At 43.5% G+C, this 22,467-nt stretch carries 21 protein-coding genes; 3 read left to right on the top strand and 18 right to left on the bottom strand.

The features are described 5' to 3' along the window. The first annotated feature begins 7 nt into the window (after positions 1-7). Positions 8-664 (top strand): response regulator, encoded by a 657-nt coding sequence (locus tag L4D76_RS15010; RefSeq protein WP_428441703.1) that lies wholly within the window; start codon positions 8-10, stop codon positions 662-664. After that, positions 654-2,090 carry an ATP-binding protein gene (locus L4D76_RS15005; protein WP_428441702.1) on the top strand — a complete coding sequence of 479 codons (1,437 nt, stop codon included), beginning with the start codon at positions 654-656 and terminating at the stop codon, positions 2,088-2,090. Before L4D76_RS15010 ends, L4D76_RS15005 begins: the two co-directional genes overlap by 11 nt. A 590-nt stretch (positions 2,091-2,680) precedes the next feature. On the opposite strand, the gene L4D76_RS15000 is transcribed toward L4D76_RS15005, so the two are convergent. The 18 genes from L4D76_RS15000 to L4D76_RS14915 form a co-directional block, all read right to left on the bottom strand. After that, entirely contained in the window at positions 2,681-3,781 is a 1,101-nt protein-coding gene (locus L4D76_RS15000; RefSeq protein ID WP_428441701.1) for a tetratricopeptide repeat protein, read from the bottom strand. A gap of 46 nt (positions 3,782-3,827) precedes the next feature. Next, complete coding sequence (locus L4D76_RS14995) at positions 3,828-4,793, bottom strand: type II secretion system F family protein (RefSeq protein ID WP_428441700.1); 966 nt, start codon at positions 4,791-4,793, stop codon at positions 3,828-3,830. A gap of 1 nt (position 4,794) precedes the next feature. Beyond that, a complete protein-coding gene (locus L4D76_RS14990; RefSeq protein WP_428441699.1) occupies positions 4,795-5,769 on the bottom strand; it encodes a type II secretion system F family protein in 975 nt (324 codons plus the stop codon). Beyond that, positions 5,769-7,139 carry a TadA family conjugal transfer-associated ATPase gene (locus L4D76_RS14985; protein ID WP_428441698.1) on the bottom strand — a complete coding sequence of 457 codons (1,371 nt, stop codon included), beginning with the start codon at positions 7,137-7,139 and terminating at the stop codon, positions 5,769-5,771. Before L4D76_RS14985 ends, L4D76_RS14990 begins: the two co-directional genes overlap by 1 nt. Positions 7,140-7,164: 25 nt before the next feature. After that, complete coding sequence (locus tag L4D76_RS14980; protein ID WP_428441697.1) at positions 7,165-8,397, bottom strand: CpaE/TadZ family protein; 1,233 nt, start codon at positions 8,395-8,397, stop codon at positions 7,165-7,167. 8 nt (positions 8,398-8,405) lie between these two features. Continuing rightward, positions 8,406-8,915 (bottom strand): TadE/TadG family type IV pilus assembly protein, encoded by a 510-nt coding sequence (locus L4D76_RS14975; protein WP_428441696.1) that lies wholly within the window; start codon positions 8,913-8,915, stop codon positions 8,406-8,408. Between the two features lie 20 nt (positions 8,916-8,935). Next, complete coding sequence (locus L4D76_RS14970) at positions 8,936-9,382, bottom strand: TadE/TadG family type IV pilus assembly protein (protein ID WP_428441695.1); 447 nt, start codon at positions 9,380-9,382, stop codon at positions 8,936-8,938. Beyond that, positions 9,379-10,815: a pilus assembly protein TadG-related protein gene (locus L4D76_RS14965; protein ID WP_428441694.1), complete on the bottom strand. Its 1,437-nt coding sequence runs from the start codon at positions 10,813-10,815 to the stop codon at positions 9,379-9,381. Before L4D76_RS14965 ends, L4D76_RS14970 begins: the two co-directional genes overlap by 4 nt. A gap of 46 nt (positions 10,816-10,861) precedes the next feature. Beyond that, on the bottom strand, positions 10,862-11,107 hold the full coding sequence (locus L4D76_RS14960) for a hypothetical protein (RefSeq protein ID WP_428441693.1): 246 nt from the start codon (positions 11,105-11,107) through the stop codon (positions 10,862-10,864). Between the two features lie 13 nt (positions 11,108-11,120). Further along, a complete protein-coding gene (locus L4D76_RS14955) occupies positions 11,121-12,569 on the bottom strand; it encodes a type II and III secretion system protein family protein (protein ID WP_428441692.1) in 1,449 nt (482 codons plus the stop codon). A gap of 18 nt (positions 12,570-12,587) precedes the next feature. Next, positions 12,588-13,370 (bottom strand): Flp pilus assembly protein CpaB, encoded by a 783-nt coding sequence (gene cpaB, locus L4D76_RS14950; protein WP_428441691.1) that lies wholly within the window; start codon positions 13,368-13,370, stop codon positions 12,588-12,590. Positions 13,371-13,404: 34 nt separating this feature from the next. Further along, entirely contained in the window at positions 13,405-14,769 is a 1,365-nt protein-coding gene (locus L4D76_RS14945) for a DUF8689 domain-containing protein (RefSeq protein WP_428441690.1), read from the bottom strand. 58 nt (positions 14,770-14,827) lie between these two features. After that, entirely contained in the window at positions 14,828-15,334 is a 507-nt protein-coding gene (locus L4D76_RS14940) for an A24 family peptidase (protein ID WP_428441689.1), read from the bottom strand. A 22-nt stretch (positions 15,335-15,356) separates the two neighbouring features. Next, positions 15,357-15,548: a Flp family type IVb pilin gene (locus tag L4D76_RS14935; RefSeq protein WP_428441688.1), complete on the bottom strand. Its 192-nt coding sequence runs from the start codon at positions 15,546-15,548 to the stop codon at positions 15,357-15,359. A 319-nt stretch (positions 15,549-15,867) separates the two neighbouring features. Beyond that, a complete protein-coding gene (gene tnpC / locus L4D76_RS14930; protein WP_428441687.1) occupies positions 15,868-17,367 on the bottom strand; it encodes an IS66 family transposase in 1,500 nt (499 codons plus the stop codon). An 84-nt stretch (positions 17,368-17,451) separates the two neighbouring features. Next, entirely contained in the window at positions 17,452-17,799 is a 348-nt protein-coding gene (gene tnpB, locus L4D76_RS14925) for an IS66 family insertion sequence element accessory protein TnpB (protein ID WP_428441686.1), read from the bottom strand. Next, positions 17,796-18,092, bottom strand: coding sequence for an IS66 family insertion sequence element accessory protein TnpA (gene tnpA / locus L4D76_RS14920; RefSeq protein ID WP_428441685.1), 297 nt, complete (start codon positions 18,090-18,092; stop codon positions 17,796-17,798). Before tnpA ends, tnpB begins: the two co-directional genes overlap by 4 nt. A gap of 355 nt (positions 18,093-18,447) precedes the next feature. Further along, positions 18,448-19,857 (bottom strand): O-antigen ligase family protein, encoded by a 1,410-nt coding sequence (locus L4D76_RS14915; RefSeq protein ID WP_428441684.1) that lies wholly within the window; start codon positions 19,855-19,857, stop codon positions 18,448-18,450. Between the two features lie 748 nt (positions 19,858-20,605). Between L4D76_RS14915 and L4D76_RS14910 the strand changes: the two genes are divergently transcribed. Next, a complete protein-coding gene (locus L4D76_RS14910; protein WP_428441683.1) occupies positions 20,606-22,318 on the top strand; it encodes a phospho-sugar mutase in 1,713 nt (570 codons plus the stop codon). Positions 22,319-22,467 lie beyond the last annotated feature (149 nt).

Here is a 22,467-nt window from a genome sequence, read left to right as displayed (position 1 = left end):
ATAACCCATGCGTATTTTGCTGGTAGAAGATGATTTCATGTTGGGTGAATCCATGGTGGCGTCGCTCGGTCGCCATGGTTATACCGTTGATTGGCTTCGAGAGGGAATGGGTGTTGAAGTAGCCCTCAATACCGAAGAGTTTTTAGCCATTATTCTTGATTTAACCTTACCGGATATTGATGGTTTACACGTTCTGAAAAAGGTGCGAAATGCCGGGCATAAACTTCCGGTTCTGATCCTTACAGCCCGAGACGGCATTAATGATCGTGTGAAGGGGTTAGATGGCGGAGCTGATGATTATCTGGTCAAGCCCTTTGCGCTGGAAGAGTTACTGGCTCGTTTGCGGGCCTTGGTGCGCCGTATGGCTGGAAGTGTCGATGAGTGTATCGAAATAGGAGAGCTTTCTATTTCCCTGAACTCCAACGAAGTTCACTACCAGGATCAGCCCATCAAGACGACTAAAAATGAATTTAAGATATTAGCAACACTGGCCACCCAGGCCGGACGAGTATTGAGTAAAGAAAAGCTGCAACAGTGCCTGCATGGCTGGGATGAATCCGCCAGTGATAATGCCATCGAAGTTCATATCCATAACCTTAGGAAAAAAATAGGGAATGATCTGATCAAAAATATCCGAGGCGTGGGGTATATCATTGAGCGCTGAATTTTCTATAACTAAACGGTTAATTATCACCACAACAGTGGTCGCCAGTTTGCTGGTGATGATTTCGTCGCTATGGACTTTTTTTGAAACCCGCCATGAAATCGATGAAGTTTATGATGCAAGGTTAGGCCAGTCAGCAAAGATTTTGGCGCTGAGTATGAAACATTTGTTGAATGAACCCTTCCCGGATCAAACTAAGATCTATGCTGACTGGTACAGTGGCATTCAGGTTCAAGCGGCGGGCAGAGACGATACCCCGACTCAGTACGGGCATCCCTATGAGCAGAACTTGATGTTCCAGGTCTTTGATGAAAAAGGGAATCTGCTGTTACGCTCGCCGGGCGCACCTGTATCACTCTTTGTTCATTCGACTGAGCAGGGTTATATTGATTTCGAGACGGCAGAAGAACCATGGCGTAGCTTTCTGATTGCGGTGCCAATGATATCGTCCAATAGCAATCCTGCGTATTTGCTGGTGGCGGAAAAACGATCAGTACGCAATGAACTAATGGATGAAATCGCGTTTTCTACGGTTGTTCCCCAATTGGTTTTGATCCCAATCTTAGCACTGGTCATTGTGATCTTATCTAATAAGTTTCTTCGCCCGATACGAGAGTTAAAACAAGCCGTCGCTCAACGTAGTATCAATAAACTGGATTCTATCTCTGTGCCTAATCCAACCGTTGAATTGAATCCATTAATTACTCAGCTGAATGACTTATTCAGTGAGTTAGATAAAGCCTGGCAACGGGAAAAGCGCTTTACCCATACCGCAGCCCATGAGCTGAAAACGCCATTGGCAGTGTTGCGGCTGAATACAGAAAATGCGCTCAACAGCCGAAATGAGGACGAATTGCACGCTGATTTACAGCAGGTTCTTGCGGGTATTGAACGTAGTGATCGATTAATTCAGCAGTTGTTGATGTTATCGCGCATTGAATCCCGCCATGATATTCAATTCGAGCCGTTTGATCTGATCACCTGCTTACAGGATGCGATATCAGGGCTGGCACCGTTTGCACTAAAACAACAACAAACGTTATCACTCAATGGTCCAGATAAAATGGTGATAAAAGGCAACCCGACATTGTTGCTGAGCCTATTTAGTAACCTGATTGACAATGCCGTGCGTTATTCAGGCGCAGGGAGTGTCATTTCAGTCAATGTCACGGTAACTGACAATCCGTCAGAAAACTCCTGGGTGAAAGTACAAGTTTCTGACAGTGGCGCATCGATCCCGCCATCAATACATCATAAGATTTTCGAGAAGTTTTTCCGTGCCCATTCAGAACAAGGAGACGGTGCGGGCTTAGGCATGTCGGTGGTACTTGATATCGTTAATTTCCATGATGGGCAGTTACAACTTCTTCAGCCGGATTACCCGCAAGGCAACACCTTTGAGGTTTGCTTGCCGAAGGGCAGTTGAAACAAGTACCGATCGCTTGGGTATATCGATAAAAGCCAAAAAGTCGTCATCCCGGAAACCGCCAAGCAGTAGACTAAAATATCTACTCAAGACTTACCTGGCGGTTATCCGGGATCCATCATGCACGGAAGGTTCAGTGGACTGTGGATCCCCGATAATCGCTACTGTAAATCCAATCGATAATGAAAAGATCAGCATTAAGCGCTTTCGAGGATGACGGAACTTTCAGTGTAATATTGAAGATTACGAATGGCGTCTCACCCAATTGTTTTTTATCGATAAAAGCCAAACAGTCGTCATCCCGGAAACCGCCAAACAGCAAGCTTACAAACTTACTCAAGACTTATCTGGCGGTTATCCGGGATCCATCATGCACGGAAGGTTCAATGGACTGTGGATCCCCGATAATCGCTACTGTAAATCCAACCAATAATAAAAAAATCAGCATTAAGCGTTTTAATGGATGACAAAAAGCAAGGATGACGGAGCTCTCAGCATTGCGTGAAGGTGGGAATCTAACTTCCGTGGCACGAGTCGTGCCACAGAAGTTAGGCGTTATAGTTATAGAAGCCTATTACTATAGATAGAACTTATTCCTCATCGATTCTTTCGCTAATAGAGAAAACTGTTGCCTGAGATTGTTCATTACCCCATTTATTTGTCAGTTTAACCGGAGGAGCCGTGATCTGAAGTTTCTTAGCACGTTTCAGGTTTTGATGGGCCTTGGCATAATAGGTTGGGCTGGTATTTATCGCCTGTTCTAAATAGTTGACTGAAGCTTCATAATCACCTTCAAGCATCGAGAAATAACCAATATCATTGAGTGCCTCAGCCGGTGACATTGCGTGCTGCAGTGAGTCCAGAGCATCTTCATAGCGCTTGCTACGAATGTAAATTAAACCTAAATTTGACCACGCACGTTTATCGTCAGGGTAGAGCATGGTTGCTCGTTTATTAATGATTTCTGCCTGTCTTGCATTACCACTAAGATAGTATGAATAACCGAGGTTGGTCAGGGCTGGACGAGATTTTCCGTTCACCCGCAGGCAGCTACGATATATCTGCTGTGCTTGTTCATGACGGGCATCCAAATCCGCGATTATACCCATCGCAATGTAGGCGTTAAGCGGCGAAGATTGATCAATACTTAGTTTGCTGGCAAATGTGTCCAGATTTGGATCCCAATCCGTCTTCCCTTGTCGTTCTTGATCCATTCGGATTGTGCGTAAAAGATGTTTTTCTGCATTCTCATTTTCACCGAGTTTTAATTCGACGATCCCGGCAGAGGCTGCATATTGAATATTATCTTCATTGATAAGCGCGGCGCGGCTGTAGGCAATTTTTGCCAGTTCAAAGTTTCCGCGCTGCTGATGTATATAGCCAATTTTATAATAGGCTTGATCAGCTTTATCTTGAGCTGGAAAACTCAGTGCTCGAATATATTCATATAGCGCAAGGTCTGAATTTTTCTCTAAATAGGCTTTATCACCTCGAATAATGGCCTCTGTTGGTGTCTCTGGTGGGAAATCACCACTTAAGCCCAACGTTGACTTACCATCGTAAAGTTCATGATCAAAGTTAGTGTTTGATGCGTTAGTCTGGTCTTCCTGAGTTGCACATCCACTGAGTAAGGATGAAAGCAATATACTCAGGAATAAGAGGTATTTGATGTTAGGGCGTATTACGTTCATTCATTATCTCCCTTAATCGTTACTGTTAGGGCTGTCCCTAGATTTATTATTTTCCGAACGCATCCAGTACCGCGACAATAGCCGGGCCTATGGCGACGGCGAAGAAACCTGGCCATATACAAGTGACCAGCGGAAAAATCATTTTGGTGCCAATCTTCGCCGCTTCCTCTTCGGCTCTTTGCATGCGTCTATCTCGAAACTCCTCAGCATATTCTCGTAACGTGTCGCCCATACTGGCCCCCAGTTTAACCGATTGACTGATGATGCTAACAAGACCCTGTAGTTCAAAAAGACCCGTACGTTCGACAAATTGTCCCAGTGCTGCTGGCATGGGAACACCAACTCTGACTTTTCGACCGACTATTTGTAACTCCTGACTTAATTCTGGAGAAAGTGCGTCTATTTCTTTGGCGACTCGATTTAACGCGGCATTGAAACCCAAGCCGGCTTCCGTCGTAACCACCAGTAAATCAAGTGCATCAGGAAATGCATTTGCAAGTCTTCGGATTCGTTTATTTGCGATTTTTCGAAGAATCATGTTGGGTAATAATGTGGCTAAACCCATTGCGAATAAAGTATACAATAATATTTTCTGTGTGGTGAGTTCTGGTAGGTATCGAGTTCCTATCAGCACGCTAAATAGTGCAAAAATCACCAGTATGATTTTAATGGCATAGAAATTTGTAAGCGCTTTTTTATCTTCATAGCCGGCATGCATCAGCCGAGCTTTAATGCTATCTCGTTCTTTGGCTGATGTGGGGGTGATGTATTTATCAATCGACTCCAGAGTTTTATCAAAATGCCCTTTTTTATGAACACTATCGCTATTAACAACATTTATATGTGAAATTTTATTGAGTTTTCTTTTTAACGGGCTAAAAAAACTGGAGAGTAAAATTGCGATACTGATAGTGAAAGCCACTGCACTGATGAAAAATAAGCCAAGAAAAATCCATTCAGCTTCTTTTTCATTTTCAACAAATCCCATAATGAGAGTGATAAGGTAATCCATATTACACCTCGATTCGCAGAATCTTTCGTATCCATATCAAGCCGATAAACATACTGACTGCGGTCATCGTAAGAACGGTTGCACCACGTTCAGATTCCAAAAGCGGGTCGAGATAGCCAGGGTTACCGAAGTACATAAGAATAAATAAAACAAACGGAACTAACATTAATATCCAGGCTGACATTCGACCTTCAGCGGATAACGTTTTCACTTTTCGCATCAGACGAAACCGTCCTCTGATAACCTCTGAAAGTTTCTCAAGAGTTTCTGCTAAGTTACCCCCGGTTTCTTTTTGAATGCTAACAGCACTGTTGAATGCCAATACGCTGATAGAGGGATTGCGGTGTGCAAGGTTCGCCAAAGCCACTTTCATATCGACGCCGTAATTTAGTTCAACAAAAGTTTTACCAAATTCAACAGAGACAGGAGCTGGCATTTCTTCACTAACGGTTTTCATTACTTCAGTGAATGGATAACCGGTTAATAAAGCGCGCTTCATCACATCAAGAGCTTCAACAAACTGTTCTTCAAACAGGCTAAGACGCTGCTCAGCTTTGTATCTGAGCCATAATGAAAAAACGATCAGCAATGCTAACGGTGTCAATAGGCTTATTGGAAGACTATGAGTGACAAGCAACATGGCGAGACTACTTAAAAAAGCGGTCACTAATAACCAGAGGGCAGTCTTGTATGCTTTCCATTCCAGCCCGGCTAACGAGAGCTTTTCTGCTAAAAACTCACCCAACCAATTATTTTCCAGCCAGCGTTCGGTGCTGCTAAGCTTATCTAAATAATTTTTTCGTAACAGTGATTGTTGATGTTTTGCATTGCCTGTTTCGGCGATTAAATTGAGTTGGTTTCGTAACAGGCGGGAGCGTTTAGCTCTGGTGCCATTAGATGAAACTAAGACTGTTTGTGAAATCACGACAACCGCAATAAAAAATACCAGTAAATAGAGTTCGAGATTGCTGTCCATCAGAAACCCCCTAAGCCATTATTTGGCGAGAAGTAAGAGTATGGTAAATCAATTCCCATATGTTTAAAGGCTTCAATAAACGAGGGAACATTACCTGTAGCCTGATAGTCACCTAATACATTGCCCTGCTCGTCGATGCCAGTGCGTTTGAATGTAAAAAGCTCTGTCATTGTAATTACATCACCTTCCATACCATTAAGTTCAACGATGCTGGTGATTCGACGTTTACCATCTTCCATTCGGCGCAGTTGGAGTACGATATGTATAGCAGAAGCGATCTGAGTTCTGACATTTTTAGTCGGCATATTCCAACCGGCCATAGCAAACATATTTTCGATACGGCCCAGTGCATCGCGTGGGGTATTGGCGTGGATGGTTGTCATAGAACCATCATGGCCAGTGTTCATGGCTGCAAGCATATCGACGGCTTCACCACCACGCACTTCTCCTACCACTATACGATCAGGTCGCATTCGAAGAGAGTTAATCACGAGCTCTCGCTGGGTAATAGCACCACGACCTTCGATATTAGGTGGCCGTGTTTCAAGTCGAACAATATGGGGTTGCTGTAGCTGAAGTTCTGCTGAATCCTCAATGGTGATGATGCGTTCAGTTTCAGGAATAAAGCAGGAGCAGATGTTAAGCGTGGTTGTTTTTCCTGAACCAGTACCACCAGAAATTAAAATATTCAGACGACCTTGAACAATGGCCTGAAGGAAATGTGCCATTTCTTGATTGAGGGTACCATAGTCGAGTAATTGTTCGACTTGCAACCGTTTAACAGCAAAGCGACGGATAGAGAGCGATGGGCCATCAATCGCTAACGGGGGAATGATGGCATTAACCCGTGAGCCATCTTTCAGGCGGGCATCCACCATGGGAGAGCTTTCGTCAATCCGTCGTCCAACCAGAGACACGATGCGATCAATGACGTTCAGTAAGTGGCTGTCATCACGAAATTGGGCTTCTGTCGCTTCCAGTTTGCCTCTGCGTTCTACATAAATCTGATCGAAGCCATTGACTAAAATATCGGAGACTGACGTGTCTTTCAAAAGTGGCTCAAGTGGTCCCAACCCCAGAATTTCATCGCCGATTTCATCAATGATGCGTTTACGACTTTCAGCATTCAGAGGCACATTTTGTTCCAGCAACAACATTGCTGCGGTTTCTGAAACTTGTGTTCGAGCCTGATCGGGATCCAGGGTTTCAAGCAAAGAGAGATCAAGTGAATTGAACAGGGAGTCAAGTAATTCTCGTTTAATACGCTTGTCACTGTTAGTTGTTGACGGAGAAGGCACCGTATAATTGGCTTCTTCGCTTTTAATGTTGTCAGTGACGGGCTCTGAAGCCTGATCTTTTTTAAAAAACATGCTCAACTCCTTTTAAAAAACATGCTTAACTGGTTAAAAACGAGAATAAGCGTTTAATGCCATGTGCTTCTTGTGATGTTTTATTCAAAATACAGTCAGTGGTGATCCGCATTCCTTTGACAATTGGGCGCTTGACATAATGAACAGCCAATAGCTCACCGAGGTTGGTTGCTGCACTGACCGATTGATAGTCATTCGGTATTAATATTAGCTTATTGACATGCAATGTTTTTTTTATTTCGTTCGGATCGATATCAATATTTTTAGAATAACGGTTCACAATGACTTTAAAATGGTTGTCACTGATACCTAGCAGGTGCTTAATTTGTTTTATCAGGTTGGCCGCTTCACTAATCGCGGGCACATTTTGTTGCACCACAATGAAGATGTTGTTAGCCTCAGCCAGTGCGGGCAGGGTGCTATTTTCCAGTCCTCTTGACAGATCAACGAGCACATGGTCAAAATTATTTCTGAGTTTTAACAGAAAACGATTGAATGCGAGCGCGTTTATAGTCGGTATTTTATCAATCAGATCATCACTTCGACTTGAAATGAAACGCAGTCCGGATTCGTGTTTAGTTAACAAACCATCAAGCGCATATTCATCCAGTTCATCGACTTGGTTGAGTGCATCACTGAGTATGAATTTAGGTTGTGCTGATAACAAACTAGGTATACAGCCAAATTGTGCATCTGTATCAATTAAAACCGAATTAGTTGCTTTTTCCAGTGCAAGCATATGAGCGACAGTGGTGGCAATAATTGATGCTCCCATTCCACCTTTAGCATTAATAAATACGCTGACTTCACCTAATTGAGCCGTATTTCTTTTTTTAACTGCACATTCGTACAAGATTTGATCTAGTTCAGTTTCAATGAAAGGAATGCTTAAAACATCTTTGATACCACATTTTAAGGCCTGTCTCATCAGTGGGGTGTCGACATCTGCTGTAAGAAGAATAATATCTGGTGCATTTGTTGTATTGGTTTTATTGAACAGACTGACAATAGCAATCCAGTCTGTTTTACCATCAATGATGACTAAATCGGGCAGTGTTTTGTTTCTGTCATTGTTTAACAATGCCTTTGATTCAAAATCAGAGACACCTTTGAATTTGGCATTAGGCCAATGCGCCAAATATGAAGACAGCCGATGGATAAACTGCTCATCATTACTGATGAGCAAACCATCTATCAAGGTTGCTAACGGCTGTTTTGTGTTTTCTTCTTCAGTCTTAACTGTGTGTAAATTAATCATACTTCACCTTAGCAATCCGTAAAACCGGTTCTTGTTACGCCCAGACTCTCTCTTGGTAACATCGTCGAAAAACCAGGGGCAGTAAAATCGACGCCAAAAAAAGCTAAGGGAATGATGAGACTAATCTGATAGTTGATAATGCTGGCCTCAACAAACGCGATGCTATTAAAGTTAGCCACAGTCGTGAGGTCCGCTTTACTTCCATCTTCATTTCCAATTTCATTTCCGTTCTCATCAAGATAACGGAGTTGAATATTGGCCGCGGTAAAATTGGGCAGAGACACACTATCGATTAAGGCTGTCGAAATTATATCGGTTTGCTCTGCGGTTGATACCTGACAGACACTGGCTAATCGCGCCGTGCGACGACTGGTTTCATTTAATGTATGCCAGGTAAACATGAGCCGGCCAAATTCAATGATCGAAAAAATAAGGATAAAGAACAGTGATGCAACAATAGTAAATTCAACGATTGTTACCCCGTTTTGTTTTTTCTTTTGATTCGCCGCTCTTTTCATTACCGTCCCCTCATGCTTCATTACTGCACTCTCATGGTATAGCTTGATGTCATGTTGAAATTAAGGGATATAGCATCTCCCGAAAAGAAATCAGGTAATTGACTGAGTACAGGTTGAAAAGGATAGGTAATTTCAACCAGTACATGATTGCCATACAGTGTGACGGATACTTGATCAATCGATAAGGATGGAAGGAGCGTGTCGCTCCCTCCACTTGCATTGCCATAAACGGCTAAATTACTTGTTTTATCGATCAGGTCTTGCGTTAAGGCATAGGAACCTGTGCCACCGCCAATTACATGTGCCAGATAGCGGGTACTGTCACGGCTCAATTTTTCTAATTCAGTGTAAAGAAAAAAGGCACGACCTAACTCCAGAATAGAGAACAGAAGAAAAAGCAAAATCGGCAGAATAATGGTGAATTCAACCATTGCTAATCCTTTCATGTGCTTGGTTGGTTTCATCATGAGTCCCCGCTATCCGGGTCTTTGAACAACACGATTCTATAGAGACCGTCGTCACGTGGCATGTAACCGGGATTCCCCGTCTTAACACGGCATTCATCGATAAATTCACCGACGATCCATGAATCCTGTCCTTGACCGCCTGAGCTATCAACGTGAGAAGTTAAACTTGAGGGTTGTATTATGAAAAAGCACCCGACCCCTACGAGAGGAATGTCCATTCTGCCGCCATTTTTTTCAATTTTGCCACAATCAAGAACTGGAACGGCGAGTACACGGCGATAAAATCCACTCAGTTGACAGCTCGCGTTACCGATACATGATTCCATGCCACCTTGTTCAATGGTTTCAAAAGTTTCTTTATAAATGGCTTCAGTCTTAGTTTCGTATAGATCGTAATTGTATATTTGATCTCGAATTGAGGTGCTAATTTCATCATCTGGTATTTCACCAGTTAGGGTTGGTTGATAAGAAGTGACCACGGCACCTTCAATTTCTGGATCTGGCTCTTCAACAGTGGTGACTTTCACCAATTTATTTAGGTTGAAATAGGAGTCTACATCGGGAGGGTAAATATCAGTGTCTAGATTCCCTTCATAGTCTTTAAAACGAGTATCTATGCCTCTTGTCGGTCCAACCATGTTACCTGGCTCACTGGTAATGGGTTCACCTTCGACAACATTCATGCATGCGTCAAAGCTGCCGGCAAGTGCCTCTTGATAGGATTTAGCACCTGAAATGGTATTGCCATCGGCATCGGTTAGTGCCATCGGCATAAAATCGCCAGCGCCGATATCGGAGTCTTGTGATGACGCGGCTTTAAGGACGTGAACTTTATCAGACGCATAGCCTGATATGTTGTAATCCGGGTTTGGATCCGGCTCGCCATCGCCATCGCTATCCGGGATAGTCTTTGGGATTGGTCCCTGGCAAATACTAAGGGGAACAATGTTACACGTTTTTATCACATTGGTACTTGGTCCTGAAACGGCGGATGCACGTACACCCAAATCAATATCGAATATCGAGACTAAAAAGTCAGGGATATCGACGTTTTCAATACGTACTCTGACATAGGTGGAGGTGGCAGTACTGGTAGCAGGATTAAAGGGTAGTGTTTCTGAAAAATCATAGCTGACACTGCTGCTATCAACAGTCAAAGAGTTATAACCATTCAATGCAAGGTTATCATTGATGGTCTGGTTACCCGAGGTTATCGCGGCAGTGTGGTCGCCTCCCATATTGATCGCATTTGCCGCACTGAGTGCGGCAGAATCGGCCAGGTTTTGTAATTTCCCTTTTGATAAAATTAGGTTGCCAACATCAAGAGCCAGAGCACCGGCACCGATCAACACTGCCATTGCTATCGTGGCGAAAACAGCCACAACACCTTGTTGTGAGCGGTATGATGAGGTAATGCGTTGTTTTGTAGTCATTCTGTACCTCTGCCTCTTAATGTTGGGTCACGACTTATTGCTATCGTTAATTAGGAAGAAGATCTTTCGTTTTCACTTTCTCTGCATCAGTACCCTTATGATGAGAACGAATAGCCTTACTTGCTTTTTCGCCACTGAAAGGAGGCGAGTTTTCAGGGACTCTGTTTTCAGCCAAAGGATCGACCGTTTGCATTCGAACTAACTGGTTCTGGCTATCACCTAGTTTCATTCCATCAGCACAAGCAGTGACAGTAAAAGAGCTGACAAGCAGGAGCACGATTGTTTTTTTCATTTTCAAAGTCCCTCTATAAGCTATGACCAAATTGACCTTCAGAGCCAGCATCTGGTGAAATATTGTATGTAGAGGTTGCTGAGTCCTGAGAGAAATTGTTGCCGGAAGCCCCTTCATGTTTCAGTTCACTCATGCGGCCTAGCAGGTAGAATTCCCAGTCATTGGGTTCAACAAAACTGTCGGTTGGTAAGGTGATATCTTGTTGTCTTACAGGCTTGGCCAATCGAGGCGTGACAAGAATAACGAGTTCGGTTTCCCCTTTCTGAAACTGCTGACTGCGGAACAGTTGGCCAATCACTGGCAGATCACCAAGGCCGGGTAACTTATCGACGGCATCGGAAATATTTTCACTCAGTAATCCCGCGATGCCGATTGTCTGACCGTTGCCTAATTCAACGGTTGTTTTGACACTTCGTTTTTTTAGCGAGGGAACAAAAAACTGCGAACTTGTTCCAATAGTCGAAATAGCCGTTGCATTTTCCGTTGTGACCTCACTCACTTCGATATTGAGAGCCAGATTAATGCTGTCTGCAGACATTACTGTCGGGATAAATTTCAAACCGACACCAAACTCTTTAAATTCAACGGTGATACCATCTTCATTTGGAACGGGAATCGGGAACTCGCCACCGGATAAGAACTCGGCTTGCTCACCGCTGAGTGCGGTTAATGTCGGCTCTGCCAGCACCTTTGCTAAGCCATTTGTCTTGGCAATATTGAGTGCAGTGGCAAATAAGGTATTCCCCGTCATGAAACTGGCAAACAGACCGGTATCTTCAATATTCAGTCCTGTTAGAAAATCGCCACTCGTCGGGTCAACTCCAACTCCGCCATTTGCCCCGCCCCAAGTCCAGTTGCCACTATTACGAGCGAATACGAAATTTGAATCAAACTCACGTACTAAGGTGCGCCTAACTTCTGCGACGGTCACTTCGAGCATGATCTGGTGTGAACCGCCTACGGTCATCAGGTTAATAATCCCAGCCTCATTACTTGAGAAAGTATTGGCAATCTGAACTGCAGTATCAACTTTGGCAGCACTTGACACTTCCCCACTAAGTACCAGCTTATTTTGACTGGAATATACAGAGACTTTCTCACTCGGCATGAACTCATAAAGTTTGGTTTTCAATGCATTCAGGTCATGGGTGACTTCGACATCTAACACGCTAATCAGGCGATCTTTCGAATCCCAGATAATGACGTTGGTTGTACCCAGCGCTTTGCCTAACACATAAATCTTATTGGATCGCAGAATTAAGATATCTGCGACAGTGGGGTTACCAACAGATATTTTCTTGGCTCGCCCAGGAATTTCGACGAGGCGAGATTTATTTTGCGGAACGGTGATACTTTCCGTTCTTGCTGCAAATGTATTGGAACTAATGCCAAGCCCTAACAATAGGATAAGAATTGATATCAATCGGCTGAAATCAAACTTGCTTGTAAGTGGTCTATCCATGTCATCAACTCCCTGTAGTTAGATGCGTACATTGACACGACTTGTGTGAGTTCCCTTTATGACCGTGACGGCATCTGTTGTTCGGCGATATACTCGCTTAGGTTTTTCTTCCGGATCGTTAGGGTTTCGTAAAGCTAGCTGTAGCTGCCCTTTTGACTTTGATGTAATTAGGGATTCAACTTGTTTTGGTGTGAGTTCCAGTGTGACAGCACGCACTATGATCGGTTTGGATTCATCGGTTCGTGCGGTTTGGTCAACAGCCAGTATTTTGATTTTTTTGAGAACGGTTGTTGCTCTGTTTGCTTTTTCTTTTACATAAATAACGTCCACGAAATCGCCGGGTAAAAGGAAACCAGCTACCCCAATTACATCGTTAACCCGAATGGTAACAGCGCGCATCTTAGGTGCGATCAATGCTGCTAATGTTGTTCCTTCACCGGGTGAAACTAACCGTTCTTTACGGAGAATATCACCTTGAAACATTTCATTTCGGGCAAGTTTACCAATCACTTGTTCCGGCTGTTCGAATCCGGTTTTTGACACAAGATCAGCAGGGAAGTATTCAATTTGCAAGTGTTTTGCTTCAATTGTCGTACCTAAAGGAATATTTTGTTGCGCGGTTACCCGGGCAATTTTGGGCTCTTCCTTAATAATCGGTTGGACAGGCTGTATTTGCTCCGCTTGGTTTTCGGCAGATAAATTGGCCTGCTTTTGCTGTAGCCAGTTATTGGCCAGTAGTAATGCACCCGTTCCCATTAAAATGGAAATAAATAACATTAATAATACTTTTCCTTTAGCCATGAGTTTCTCCTGCTTTACTTGTGGTCATTCATGGTTATTCTGGGTCGACTTGATCGACGAAATAACAGTTCCAGACACCTTCAATCAGCTTTTGGTCTATTTGTGGTGCAAGTTGAAAGAAATCGATTTGATTACTGCACATCAATACCAGGTCTCGTGGGTAACATGGTAAGAAAGGCACCCCGTTTTCTATATGCAACTTATTAACAACGAGGGTAAGACAATCCTTTACGAGGGAAAGGCCGTGCTTGCTACATTCTTGCCGCCAGAGGTAATGGTAATCATCCTGTGAAATAGGCTCAAATTCGATTTTATAGCCAATACGACGTAAGAAGGCATCATCAGCGAGTCGACTAGGATGGAAGTTTGATGAAAAAACGAGCACTTGCTCAAAAGGAATATCAAAATGCTCCCCTGATGCCATAGAAAGGTAATCAATTCGTTCTTCCAGAGGCACAATCCAACGGTTCAGAATAGCGTCAACAGATATTTTCTGGCGGCCTAAGTCGTCAATCAACAAAATGCCGTTATTGGCTTTCATTTGCAGAGGCGCACGATTAATTTTGTGGGTGGGATCCATAGATACTTCAAGCATTTCTGCTGTCAGCTCACCACCCACAACCACCTCGGGTCTTTTGCAAAGCACTAATCTGTTGTCATGGCCATCATCGAGTCGCAAGCTTTTGGTGTTCAAACCTTCTTTTTTTAAGCTTTGGCTAACAGGGGGCTCGACCATCTCATGAATAATCGGATCAAATACTTGTAGTACCTGGTGGCCAATACAAACAGCATAAGGAATGAGTACATTAGATTTAAATAGTCTGACCAGGCGGCGAGACACATACGTTTTACCTGTACCTGGAAGACCATAAATGAAAATCGCTCTGCCGGAATTCAGGGCCGGCCCTAGTTGTGCGACTAGCTTCTCGGGTAAAATCAGATCACTCAATCCTGCTTTAAGTGAATCGGGGGTGATCGCTTCATGTTTTGAAGACTGGCGTACTACTAATTCTTTGTATTGTTCAAGCGGAATAGGTACCGGGCCAAGATAGCCATCGCGCTGGAGTTCATGTTGCGCAAACTGCCTGCCTTTTTGAGTTAAGCCATAGCGCATTCCGCGCTCGAATCTGCCATCAGATCGGACTTCAACCAGCGCTTCTGCCTTCATTTTTTGCAGGAGTAAGTCAACAAGATTACCTGACAAAGCAAGTGAGTGAGATAGTGATTGAACATCTAAATCCGTAGCCTGAGATAAATGTTTCAGCAGCAGCGTTTCCAGAATTCGAGCAGGGATTCCGGTTTGTTCAAGCGTGCGAGGTTTTGGTACTAACTCGCTCAGTACATTGGGTTCGCTTTTATCTTCAGCCTTGAGCAATACTGATGATGCAGAATTGAGCATGTTAACCCCTCTAGCCTGTGTCAAAAAGTGCTGTTATAACAAATAGTAAAAAATGCGGTTAAAACAAATAAAACTCACAATAAATTGTTGCAAGCAGTATTGCCCCCCCCATAGGAACGGCACTGCTAGCCACCGAATTTGGCTGAGGCGGCTGATAGGTGCGATAAACTAATAAATCTCGCCATCGCTTAAATAAATTAATAAGCTCGCCGTAACATGCCAGCCGTAAAACAGCGAGACTCCCAGCTGTTAAGACAGCCATTGCAATGAGCAAAATAATATTCGGGTAACCCACAATGGCACCTAATGCCGCCAATAGTTTTGCATCACCCGCACCAAATAAACCTGCAATATGAAGCAGGATGGAAATCAGAAGCCCTACACCGAACCCCAATAGGGCATCTGATAGTGTAATGGATTGAATTGAGCCTACCCCAATTGTTGTCATTGCTGATTGCACTAATCCAATCGTGATTATTGCAATGACTGCTTTATTGGGGATTTTGCAGTCTCTGAGATCATTGAGTGCTGCATAGATAATGATACCAATAACAACTAGGCTCATAATCAATCCTTTGTGTATTAGATTAGGATGTGGCTGGGCGTGATTCTACCGCGATTTCCAATTGGCCAATGGTTGTCCCAACGGCATCACCCAACTGAGTAAATGCTGTGACGACTCCCAAAGCGACTAATGCACCGGCAATGGCATATTCCACCGTAGTCAAGCCTTCTTCGTCACGGCAAAAATTAATTAAATACTGCTTTAAGTTATGCATACTTTGTTACTCCCGATCTGTTTATTAAGGTCGTCCGTTGTGTGTTATCACTTTAAAACTAATTAAAGTGGTGTGTTACTTATTTAAAACTAGTTTAATATGAAGAAAGTACTAGTAGAAATTTGTTATCAATTTTATTTTTCGTCTATCTGATTGTTTTTATATGATAATTTTAAGTCAAAATTATGACATTGCCGGGAGGAAAGTGAGCCAGTTTATCGTTCTGTACACTTTGATTGCAGATAATATGATATCAATAGAGATGAGTATGAATACTAAGCGTCAGTACAAAGTAAGCGCGCAGTTAACCAGTGAGGCCTTATTCAGCCTCACTAAAGTTAACATTCCACGGCAGTAAATCTGATAGGTCAGCGCCAGGTACTCTCGTTGGCAGCTCTCGGAACAGCTGCAAGAAGTAGTAGTAAGGATTGATGTCGTTTGCTCTGCATGTCATTACGATGCTATATAAGTTCGCGCTCGCCTCTGCGCCAGCTACTGATTTTGAGAACAACCAGTTTTTTCGGCCGGTAGTGAACGGCCTGATATCTCGCTCTGTCACATTGTTGTCAATGCTAATATTGCCATCTTCAAGGTAAGTGGTCAGTTTATCCCACTGGTTAAGCGTGTAGTTGATTGCTTTGCCTATTAGACTTTTGGGTAGCACTTTTTCTTGGTTCTCTTTCAACCAAGTGTGGAACTCAGCCAGGATAGGTTTGGCTTTTTCTTGTCTATGCTGATGACGCTTATCTGCACTCAGTGTTTTGCTCTGGCTCTCCACTCCGTACAGTTTGCCGATGTACCCCAGAGCTTTTTCGGCACGTCCTGATTTCGCTTTCGGTTGTGCCTTTTGGGCATCTGTGAACTTACGTCTGGCGTGGGCCATGCAGCCTGCTAAGGTGACTTGCTTTAGCCCTTCGTAAGCTTTATAGCCATCACACAATAAGTAGCCAGAGTAATCACCAAGAAAGCCTTTTGGACAAGTTTGCGCTCGACTCGGTTGGTAATCATAGATAACCACTGGACTTGGTGCGAACTTGCCACTGCGATAAACCCACATATACGACTTGCTTGTTGCTGCCCGCTCGGGTTCATCAAGTACCTGAACGGTGGTTTCGTCGGCACAGACAAGCGATTCATTCAGTAGATGCTGCTTCATTGCATCGACCAACACATTCACTTTGGCACCGAGCTGTACGCACCAGTTGGCGAGTGTTCCTCGGCTGATATCGATATCGGCACGTTTAAGGATATCGACCTGACGATAGAGTGGCAGTGCATCGACATATTTGGCAGTTGCCACAGCGGCCAAGGTTTCGGGACTGGCGATACTTTTCGGTATCATGCTGGCGGGTTTAGGCGCGGTAATAATCTGGCTATGTAACAGTGTTTTCTCACAGCATCGACAGGCATATTTTGTCCGCTCGTGACGGATCACGCTAACCTTTTGTGGAATGATCTTTAATTCTTCTGAAGTCTCAGTGCCACATTCATGCATCGCTCCACCGCAGCAGTCACAGTGTGGTGCATTCAGGGTATGAACACGTGTTTCGCGCTCGAGCGTATCAGGAAGTGGCTTCCGGCCCTTTTTGTGGTGTTTGGGGGCGGGTTTGTTTTGTTGCTCCGCCTCATTGAAGGTGCCTTTTGGGAGCTTCTCACTTTGAGAAGCAAAGCGTTTGGATTTGCTCAGGTTGAGTTGTTCCGTGAGCAGTTGAACGGTGCTTTTTAGCTCAATGATTTCTTCAGCCTGCGCTTGTTTTTCTTGCTGAAGCTGTAGCAACATGGCTTTCAGTTGTTCTACATCATCAGGAAGTTCAGCCATTTTGCGTCACACTTATTTCAGTTGGTGATGATAGAATGCCAGCTTTAAAAGATCACTCAACAGCAATGAGGCGATCAGTGACGATCACCTCACTTGTCTGCCGATTATTGGTTGGTGTGCCTTGGGGTTTTCAATGGCCAAGCCTGATAGCAACCAGTTGAGCTGCTGTCGAGAGAGTTGAATATGGCCGGCGTAATTCGGTTTTGGCCATTTAAACCGCCCCTTTTCCAAGCGACGATAATAGAGCCAGAACCCGTTTGTATCCCAAAACAAGATTTTGAGTTTGTCACGCCCACGATTACAGAAAATAAACCATGCTTCACTGAGCGGATCCATCTCCAGTACATCAGCGACAATGATTGAGAGGCCATCGATAGACTTGCGCATATCTGTAACGCCTGAGACGAGATAAATAGCGCCGCTGGGGATCATTGCAGTACCTGCAACCAGGTTTTAATTTGTGCTTGGGTTAGGTTCGCAGGCAGTTCCGCCTTAATACCATTAGGGAGATGCAAAGCGACAGTATCAGTGCCTATATCATCATTCATTACAATGGAGTGCACGTGTTGCGCTTCGTCGTTTTGTTCTGTTAGCTTCTTCAGCCAGTAATGAAAGGTCGGATAGCTAAGGTCGTTTACCTTGCAAAAAGCAGGAATAGAAAGCCCGCTTATTGTTTGTTTTTCAATGACGCTCGCCCAATATTGCCGTTTTTCAGGTTGGTTCATAGTTCCTCCTTTGTTGTTGAGAAAACTATGAACGAGATCTAGTGATATGGGAATGTGGGTTTAATTCGCCGCTTACAGTACAAACGTATATCAAAGAATTCAAAGAAGAAGCTCTAGACTTTATCTCCGACTTCTCTATAGATGGAAACAGCAGTTTAAAGAGTAAGAAAACTCCCCAGTTAGTTTAGATGAAAAATTGAGCTATTGGCGCTTAGCAAAGAGGTAAAACAATTCCGTATGGAGAAAGGAATCTTAAAAAGCAAGCACTTAATTTTCGAAAGAAATTAAGTTAAGTGTTAGAATGTTCAAGAAAATTGCTTTGTAATAAGTAATTGACCAGAATATTTCTACTGGATTATCTTTTCTCAAGTAGTAGACGGGGCTCTTCATCAATACAATTTTGTCCTAGCCAAAATTGTGGGCTATCCATAGGCATATCTCGATAATGGTTATTGTCAATACGGAGATAGACCTTATAGCCGACTAATCCAACAAGCATAATAGAGCAAAACTTAAGTAGTATATGTTTTCTCCTAGAGTTAATTGATACATCATCGGTTATTGATTTAGTTGTAAAGTGGTTACATGCTGCCCAAAAAAATGCAATAGATATTGCTCCTATGAGTTGGCTAAGAGGAGAGTAAATAACAGCTGATACTAGGCTATAAGCAAAACCAGATAAGACAGATAGCCCAGTTACTCTAACTATACGATGCTTTGTAAAATAGACAGTTTTTAGGCAGTAGAGTAGCAGCATTATATAACTAATTGCTGCGATAACTCCCCAATTAACGAGTATGAGCAGTATGGAGTTGTGTGGCAGGTCAGACAAAGTTGCGTTACATGCATAGGCATCACCACCATGTCCCCAAAAAGATGTCATTTGTAACGCTTCCATCCAAATGGCTAAGCGACCTGATGGTGTTGTCCGAATGTCTATCCAAGACTCCGGTACTATTCCAAGATATAGATACTCTGGTAAGGGGGAAAGGAAGATATACTTGACAAAGAAACCAATAAATAGTGAATATATCAATACAAATAGAATGGTTTTTCGTAGCGGTTTATCAAACCAGGCCCAGAGTAAAATCGCAGAAATACTACTAATCGCCACCCCTCTGCCATCAAGAGCGACAATAATCGAAAAATTCAGTGCAGCAGGTAATGTACTTAATAAAGATGACTTCGATTGATATCTTGCTATCACAGCTAAATAAAATACAGGAATAATTATCCAGGCTTGAACTTGATTTAGCATTCTTGGATTGAAGAAGCCGATGATAGCGAAATTTGAAGTTTGATTTCCCCAAAATACTATCAGCCAATGACCTACAAGTACGGATAAGAAGAGTAGGTAACTGAAAATTGAAAAGTAAACAAAAATACGACTTCGATTTTCATAACAAACAACAGATATTGTGGTTGTAAATAATACTAAACCAATGAAGTAAAAATAATCGGTTTGGGCTCGGTAAAAATAAAAGCCAAATGAATTTGCAATGGCCGCAGAAAAAAACAGTACAACAAGTAGGATCGCAGCAGTTGACTTCATTGTCTTAAATTGTGCGATTAGATTTTCTCGAAAAGAGATTTGCCCAAAAACCATGAAACTAAGAATAATAAGAATTGCACAAACAAAAATTCTCTTGTAGTTATAAAGGTCTTTTAGATCATTTCCTAGCATGAACAGATTGAAACTAAAATATGCAATACCCATGAGGCAAGCAATAAACAAAATAGTGATCTGATTTGTGATTCTGTTCATTTGTGCCCACTTTATTTTCCATGTGTAGATAATATATTAGACTATATTTTTATTTAACTCGTTGTATTTATGTGACTTCATCAGGATTTCTCGAACAAAGTAGCTTGGGTGACTTTTAAAGATGACAGCAATTTTGTTCAGTTTGAATCTTTGAGTCATGGACTCGTGTGAACAGAGCAGCGTATTGCGTTCCAAATTACAGCAGAGCTTAGTTTCGCTTAAAGAAAAAATGGTCGTCTGCCAAAGCGCTGGTAGCGGTAGAACGCTATCGTAAAGAAAAAAAACATCGTTGTAGATAGGAGCCTTTTATCTGTTTCCTCATGATATCGACCCTGTTATTTGTAAGTAACGCCGTGCGAGGCGCTGGCAAATTGAGACTTAATAAGTCGCTTTGAAATGGTGTCATTCCCCGATTCAACAGCGTGGTTTGAAGCTTGGATAACCGATATCTAATGATGACGATTACTGGCCAGTGCTGGTTAGATACCCACTCAAACTTCCCCTCAACACGCCCCATTACTAACTGCGACTAAAATTTAGCCAGTTACGAGCCATGCAAGATATAGCCAGAGTGTTTTGTGATTGCTTCTATACTTGATTTATTGCTTTGGTTTTCAATGATACCAATCATTTATCTGGTGAAAGTTTCACCATTGGGCCTCATCAGGTAGAACAGTTCAAGCGCACTAGAGCGTTTAAATGTTATTGCAGCGGATTGAGAGAAGACAACGTAGTAGGAATATTAACAATGAATACAGAAATTGCTCGTTGGTTAGCGCGAGACCCTGACCCGAAAACACGTGAAGAACTACAGCAACTCATTGATTCGAATAAGACAGAGGAATTATCTGCCCGATTTGCTAGCCGTTTGGAATTTGGTACGGCAGGTTTGCGTGGCTTGGTGGGGGCTGGCCCAAACCGGATGAACCGACTGGTGATTCAAGAGACTGCAGCTGGCTTAGGCCAGTATTTGCTCGCAACTGAAAAAGATGCCGCATTTCGAGGTGTTGTTATCGGCTATGACGGACGTCCGGACTCGAAACAGTTTGCCCATGATACTGCTGCCGCTCTGACAGGGCTGGGGATGAAAGTATACCTAACGGTTAAGGTATCCCCAACACCCTTAGTGGCTTATGGAGTGACCCATATAGGTACGGCGGCAGGCGTGGTGGTAACCGCGAGCCACAATCCGCCAGCTTACAATGGTTTTAAAGTGTACTGGGGCAATGGCGCACAAATTATTCCGCCACATGATTCAGGTATAGCGGCACAAATTGATGAAGCATCGAAGCAAAACCTTCACCTGATGGATTTGGAACAGGCACAGCAGCAAGGTTTGTTAGTGTGGCTTGATGATGATTTTTATCAGACCTATCGTAAAACGATGAATACCAATGCGCTGCTTTCAAATCATACTCAGCCGGATGGGATCAGCCTGGCGTACACCGCGATGCACGGGGTTGGAGCGAATATGGCTGAATGCTTGCTGAAAGATGCCGGTTTTAACCAGGTATATAGTGTCGCAGCCCAGCGTGAGCCGGATGGGACTTTTCCAACCGTTAATTTCCCGAATCCGGAAGAGGCGGGGGCGATGGACATGGTGATAGCAGAAGCCAAACAGCATAATGCGACACTGGCGTGTGCAAACGATCCTGATGCCGATCGCTTTGCCGTGGCTGTGCGTAAAGAAGATGGCGAATACCAGATGCTGACAGGCGATCAGGTAGGTGTCTTGTTTGGACATTACTTGCTGAATCATGCCGAAGCCGGACAGAACCTGGTCGGTTCAACGATTGTTTCTTCCAGCTTATTAGAACAAATTGCCAAATCTGCCGGAGCCAATTATTTTCAGACGCTAACAGGTTTTAAATGGCTGACAAATATCGCGATGCAGCGCCAGACACAAGAGAGTCGGTTCTTGTTCGCATATGAAGAGGCGCTCGGTTATACCGTTGGCAGCGAAGTCTGGGATAAAGATGGTTTATCGGCCTTGGTCGCGTTTGCTCAGTTAACCGCAGAGCTCGCCGCAAATGGTAAAACGGTGTGGGATCAGCTGGAAGCTATTTACCGTGAACACGGTTTATACCTGAATGCGCAGAAGAGTATCGCGCTGGATCCCACTGCGCCGGCAGTCGGTGATGCATTACGTAATAATCCGCTGGTTGACATTGCCGGTCGGCGCGTAGTGGTTACTGATGATCTGAAAACATCGCAGAAAATCTATGCTAACGGTAAAACAGAAGCGATTGATTTACCTGCCAGTGATGTGCTGATCTACCGTTTAGAGGATGGCTCGCGTGTGATTGTTCGTCCTTCGGGCACGGAACCTAAACTCAAGTGTTACTATGAAGTGATTCAACCGATGAGTGATAAAGATACGTTAGAGCTTGCGCAACAGAGAGCAAATAGTTCAATGGATGATCTGATCACACGACATCAGGCTTCAATTACCGGAGGGTAACTAGTACTACATCACAGAAGTTTTGACGAGTTCAGTCGGCAAACGTCGTCATTCCGTAAAGTGAGGAACGTATATGGAATCTAAGTTGCACACGGTTAGAGCTGGATCCCGGATATTTCGTTCCTCAATTCCGGGATGACGTGCTTAGG

Source organism: Photobacterium sagamiensis (assembly GCF_050337085.1).
In the GTDB taxonomy this organism is placed as follows: Bacteria; Pseudomonadota; Gammaproteobacteria; order Enterobacterales; family Vibrionaceae; genus Photobacterium; species Photobacterium sagamiensis.
Note: the sequence above shows the minus strand (reverse complement) of the source record. Positions and strands in the feature narration are given on the sequence as shown.

What these genes read in the sequence shown, in the direction of transcription:
- L4D76_RS15010 (WP_428441703.1), top strand. Translation starts at nt 8, where the DNA reads ATGCGTATTTTGCTGGTAGAAGATGATTTCATGTTGGGTGAATCCATG.
- L4D76_RS15000 (WP_428441701.1), bottom strand. Translation starts at nt 3,781, where the DNA reads ATGAACGTAATACGCCCTAACATCAAATACCTCTTATTCCTGAGTATA.
- L4D76_RS14995 (WP_428441700.1), bottom strand. Translation starts at nt 4,793, where the DNA reads ATGGATTACCTTATCACTCTCATTATGGGATTTGTTGAAAATGAAAAA.
- L4D76_RS14990 (WP_428441699.1), bottom strand. Translation starts at nt 5,769, where the DNA reads ATGGACAGCAATCTCGAACTCTATTTACTGGTATTTTTTATTGCGGTT.
- L4D76_RS14985 (WP_428441698.1), bottom strand. Translation starts at nt 7,139, where the DNA reads ATGTTTTTTAAAAAAGATCAGGCTTCAGAGCCCGTCACTGACAACATT.
- L4D76_RS14980 (WP_428441697.1), bottom strand. Translation starts at nt 8,397, where the DNA reads ATGATTAATTTACACACAGTTAAGACTGAAGAAGAAAACACAAAACAG.
- L4D76_RS14975 (WP_428441696.1), bottom strand. Translation starts at nt 8,915, where the DNA reads ATGAAAAGAGCGGCGAATCAAAAGAAAAAACAAAACGGGGTAACAATC.
- L4D76_RS14970 (WP_428441695.1), bottom strand. Translation starts at nt 9,382, where the DNA reads ATGATGAAACCAACCAAGCACATGAAAGGATTAGCAATGGTTGAATTC.
- L4D76_RS14965 (WP_428441694.1), bottom strand. Translation starts at nt 10,815, where the DNA reads ATGACTACAAAACAACGCATTACCTCATCATACCGCTCACAACAAGGT.
- L4D76_RS14960 (WP_428441693.1), bottom strand. Translation starts at nt 11,107, where the DNA reads ATGAAAAAAACAATCGTGCTCCTGCTTGTCAGCTCTTTTACTGTCACT.
- L4D76_RS14955 (WP_428441692.1), bottom strand. Translation starts at nt 12,569, where the DNA reads ATGGATAGACCACTTACAAGCAAGTTTGATTTCAGCCGATTGATATCA.
- cpaB (WP_428441691.1), bottom strand. Translation starts at nt 13,370, where the DNA reads ATGGCTAAAGGAAAAGTATTATTAATGTTATTTATTTCCATTTTAATG.
- L4D76_RS14945 (WP_428441690.1), bottom strand. Translation starts at nt 14,769, where the DNA reads ATGCTCAATTCTGCATCATCAGTATTGCTCAAGGCTGAAGATAAAAGC.
- L4D76_RS14940 (WP_428441689.1), bottom strand. Translation starts at nt 15,334, where the DNA reads ATGAGCCTAGTTGTTATTGGTATCATTATCTATGCAGCACTCAATGAT.
- L4D76_RS14935 (WP_428441688.1), bottom strand. Translation starts at nt 15,548, where the DNA reads ATGCATAACTTAAAGCAGTATTTAATTAATTTTTGCCGTGACGAAGAA.
- tnpC (WP_428441687.1), bottom strand. Translation starts at nt 17,367, where the DNA reads ATGGCTGAACTTCCTGATGATGTAGAACAACTGAAAGCCATGTTGCTA.
- tnpB (WP_428441686.1), bottom strand. Translation starts at nt 17,799, where the DNA reads ATGATCCCCAGCGGCGCTATTTATCTCGTCTCAGGCGTTACAGATATG.
- tnpA (WP_428441685.1), bottom strand. Translation starts at nt 18,092, where the DNA reads ATGAACCAACCTGAAAAACGGCAATATTGGGCGAGCGTCATTGAAAAA.
- L4D76_RS14915 (WP_428441684.1), bottom strand. Translation starts at nt 19,857, where the DNA reads ATGAACAGAATCACAAATCAGATCACTATTTTGTTTATTGCTTGCCTC.
- L4D76_RS14910 (WP_428441683.1), top strand. Translation starts at nt 20,606, where the DNA reads ATGAATACAGAAATTGCTCGTTGGTTAGCGCGAGACCCTGACCCGAAA.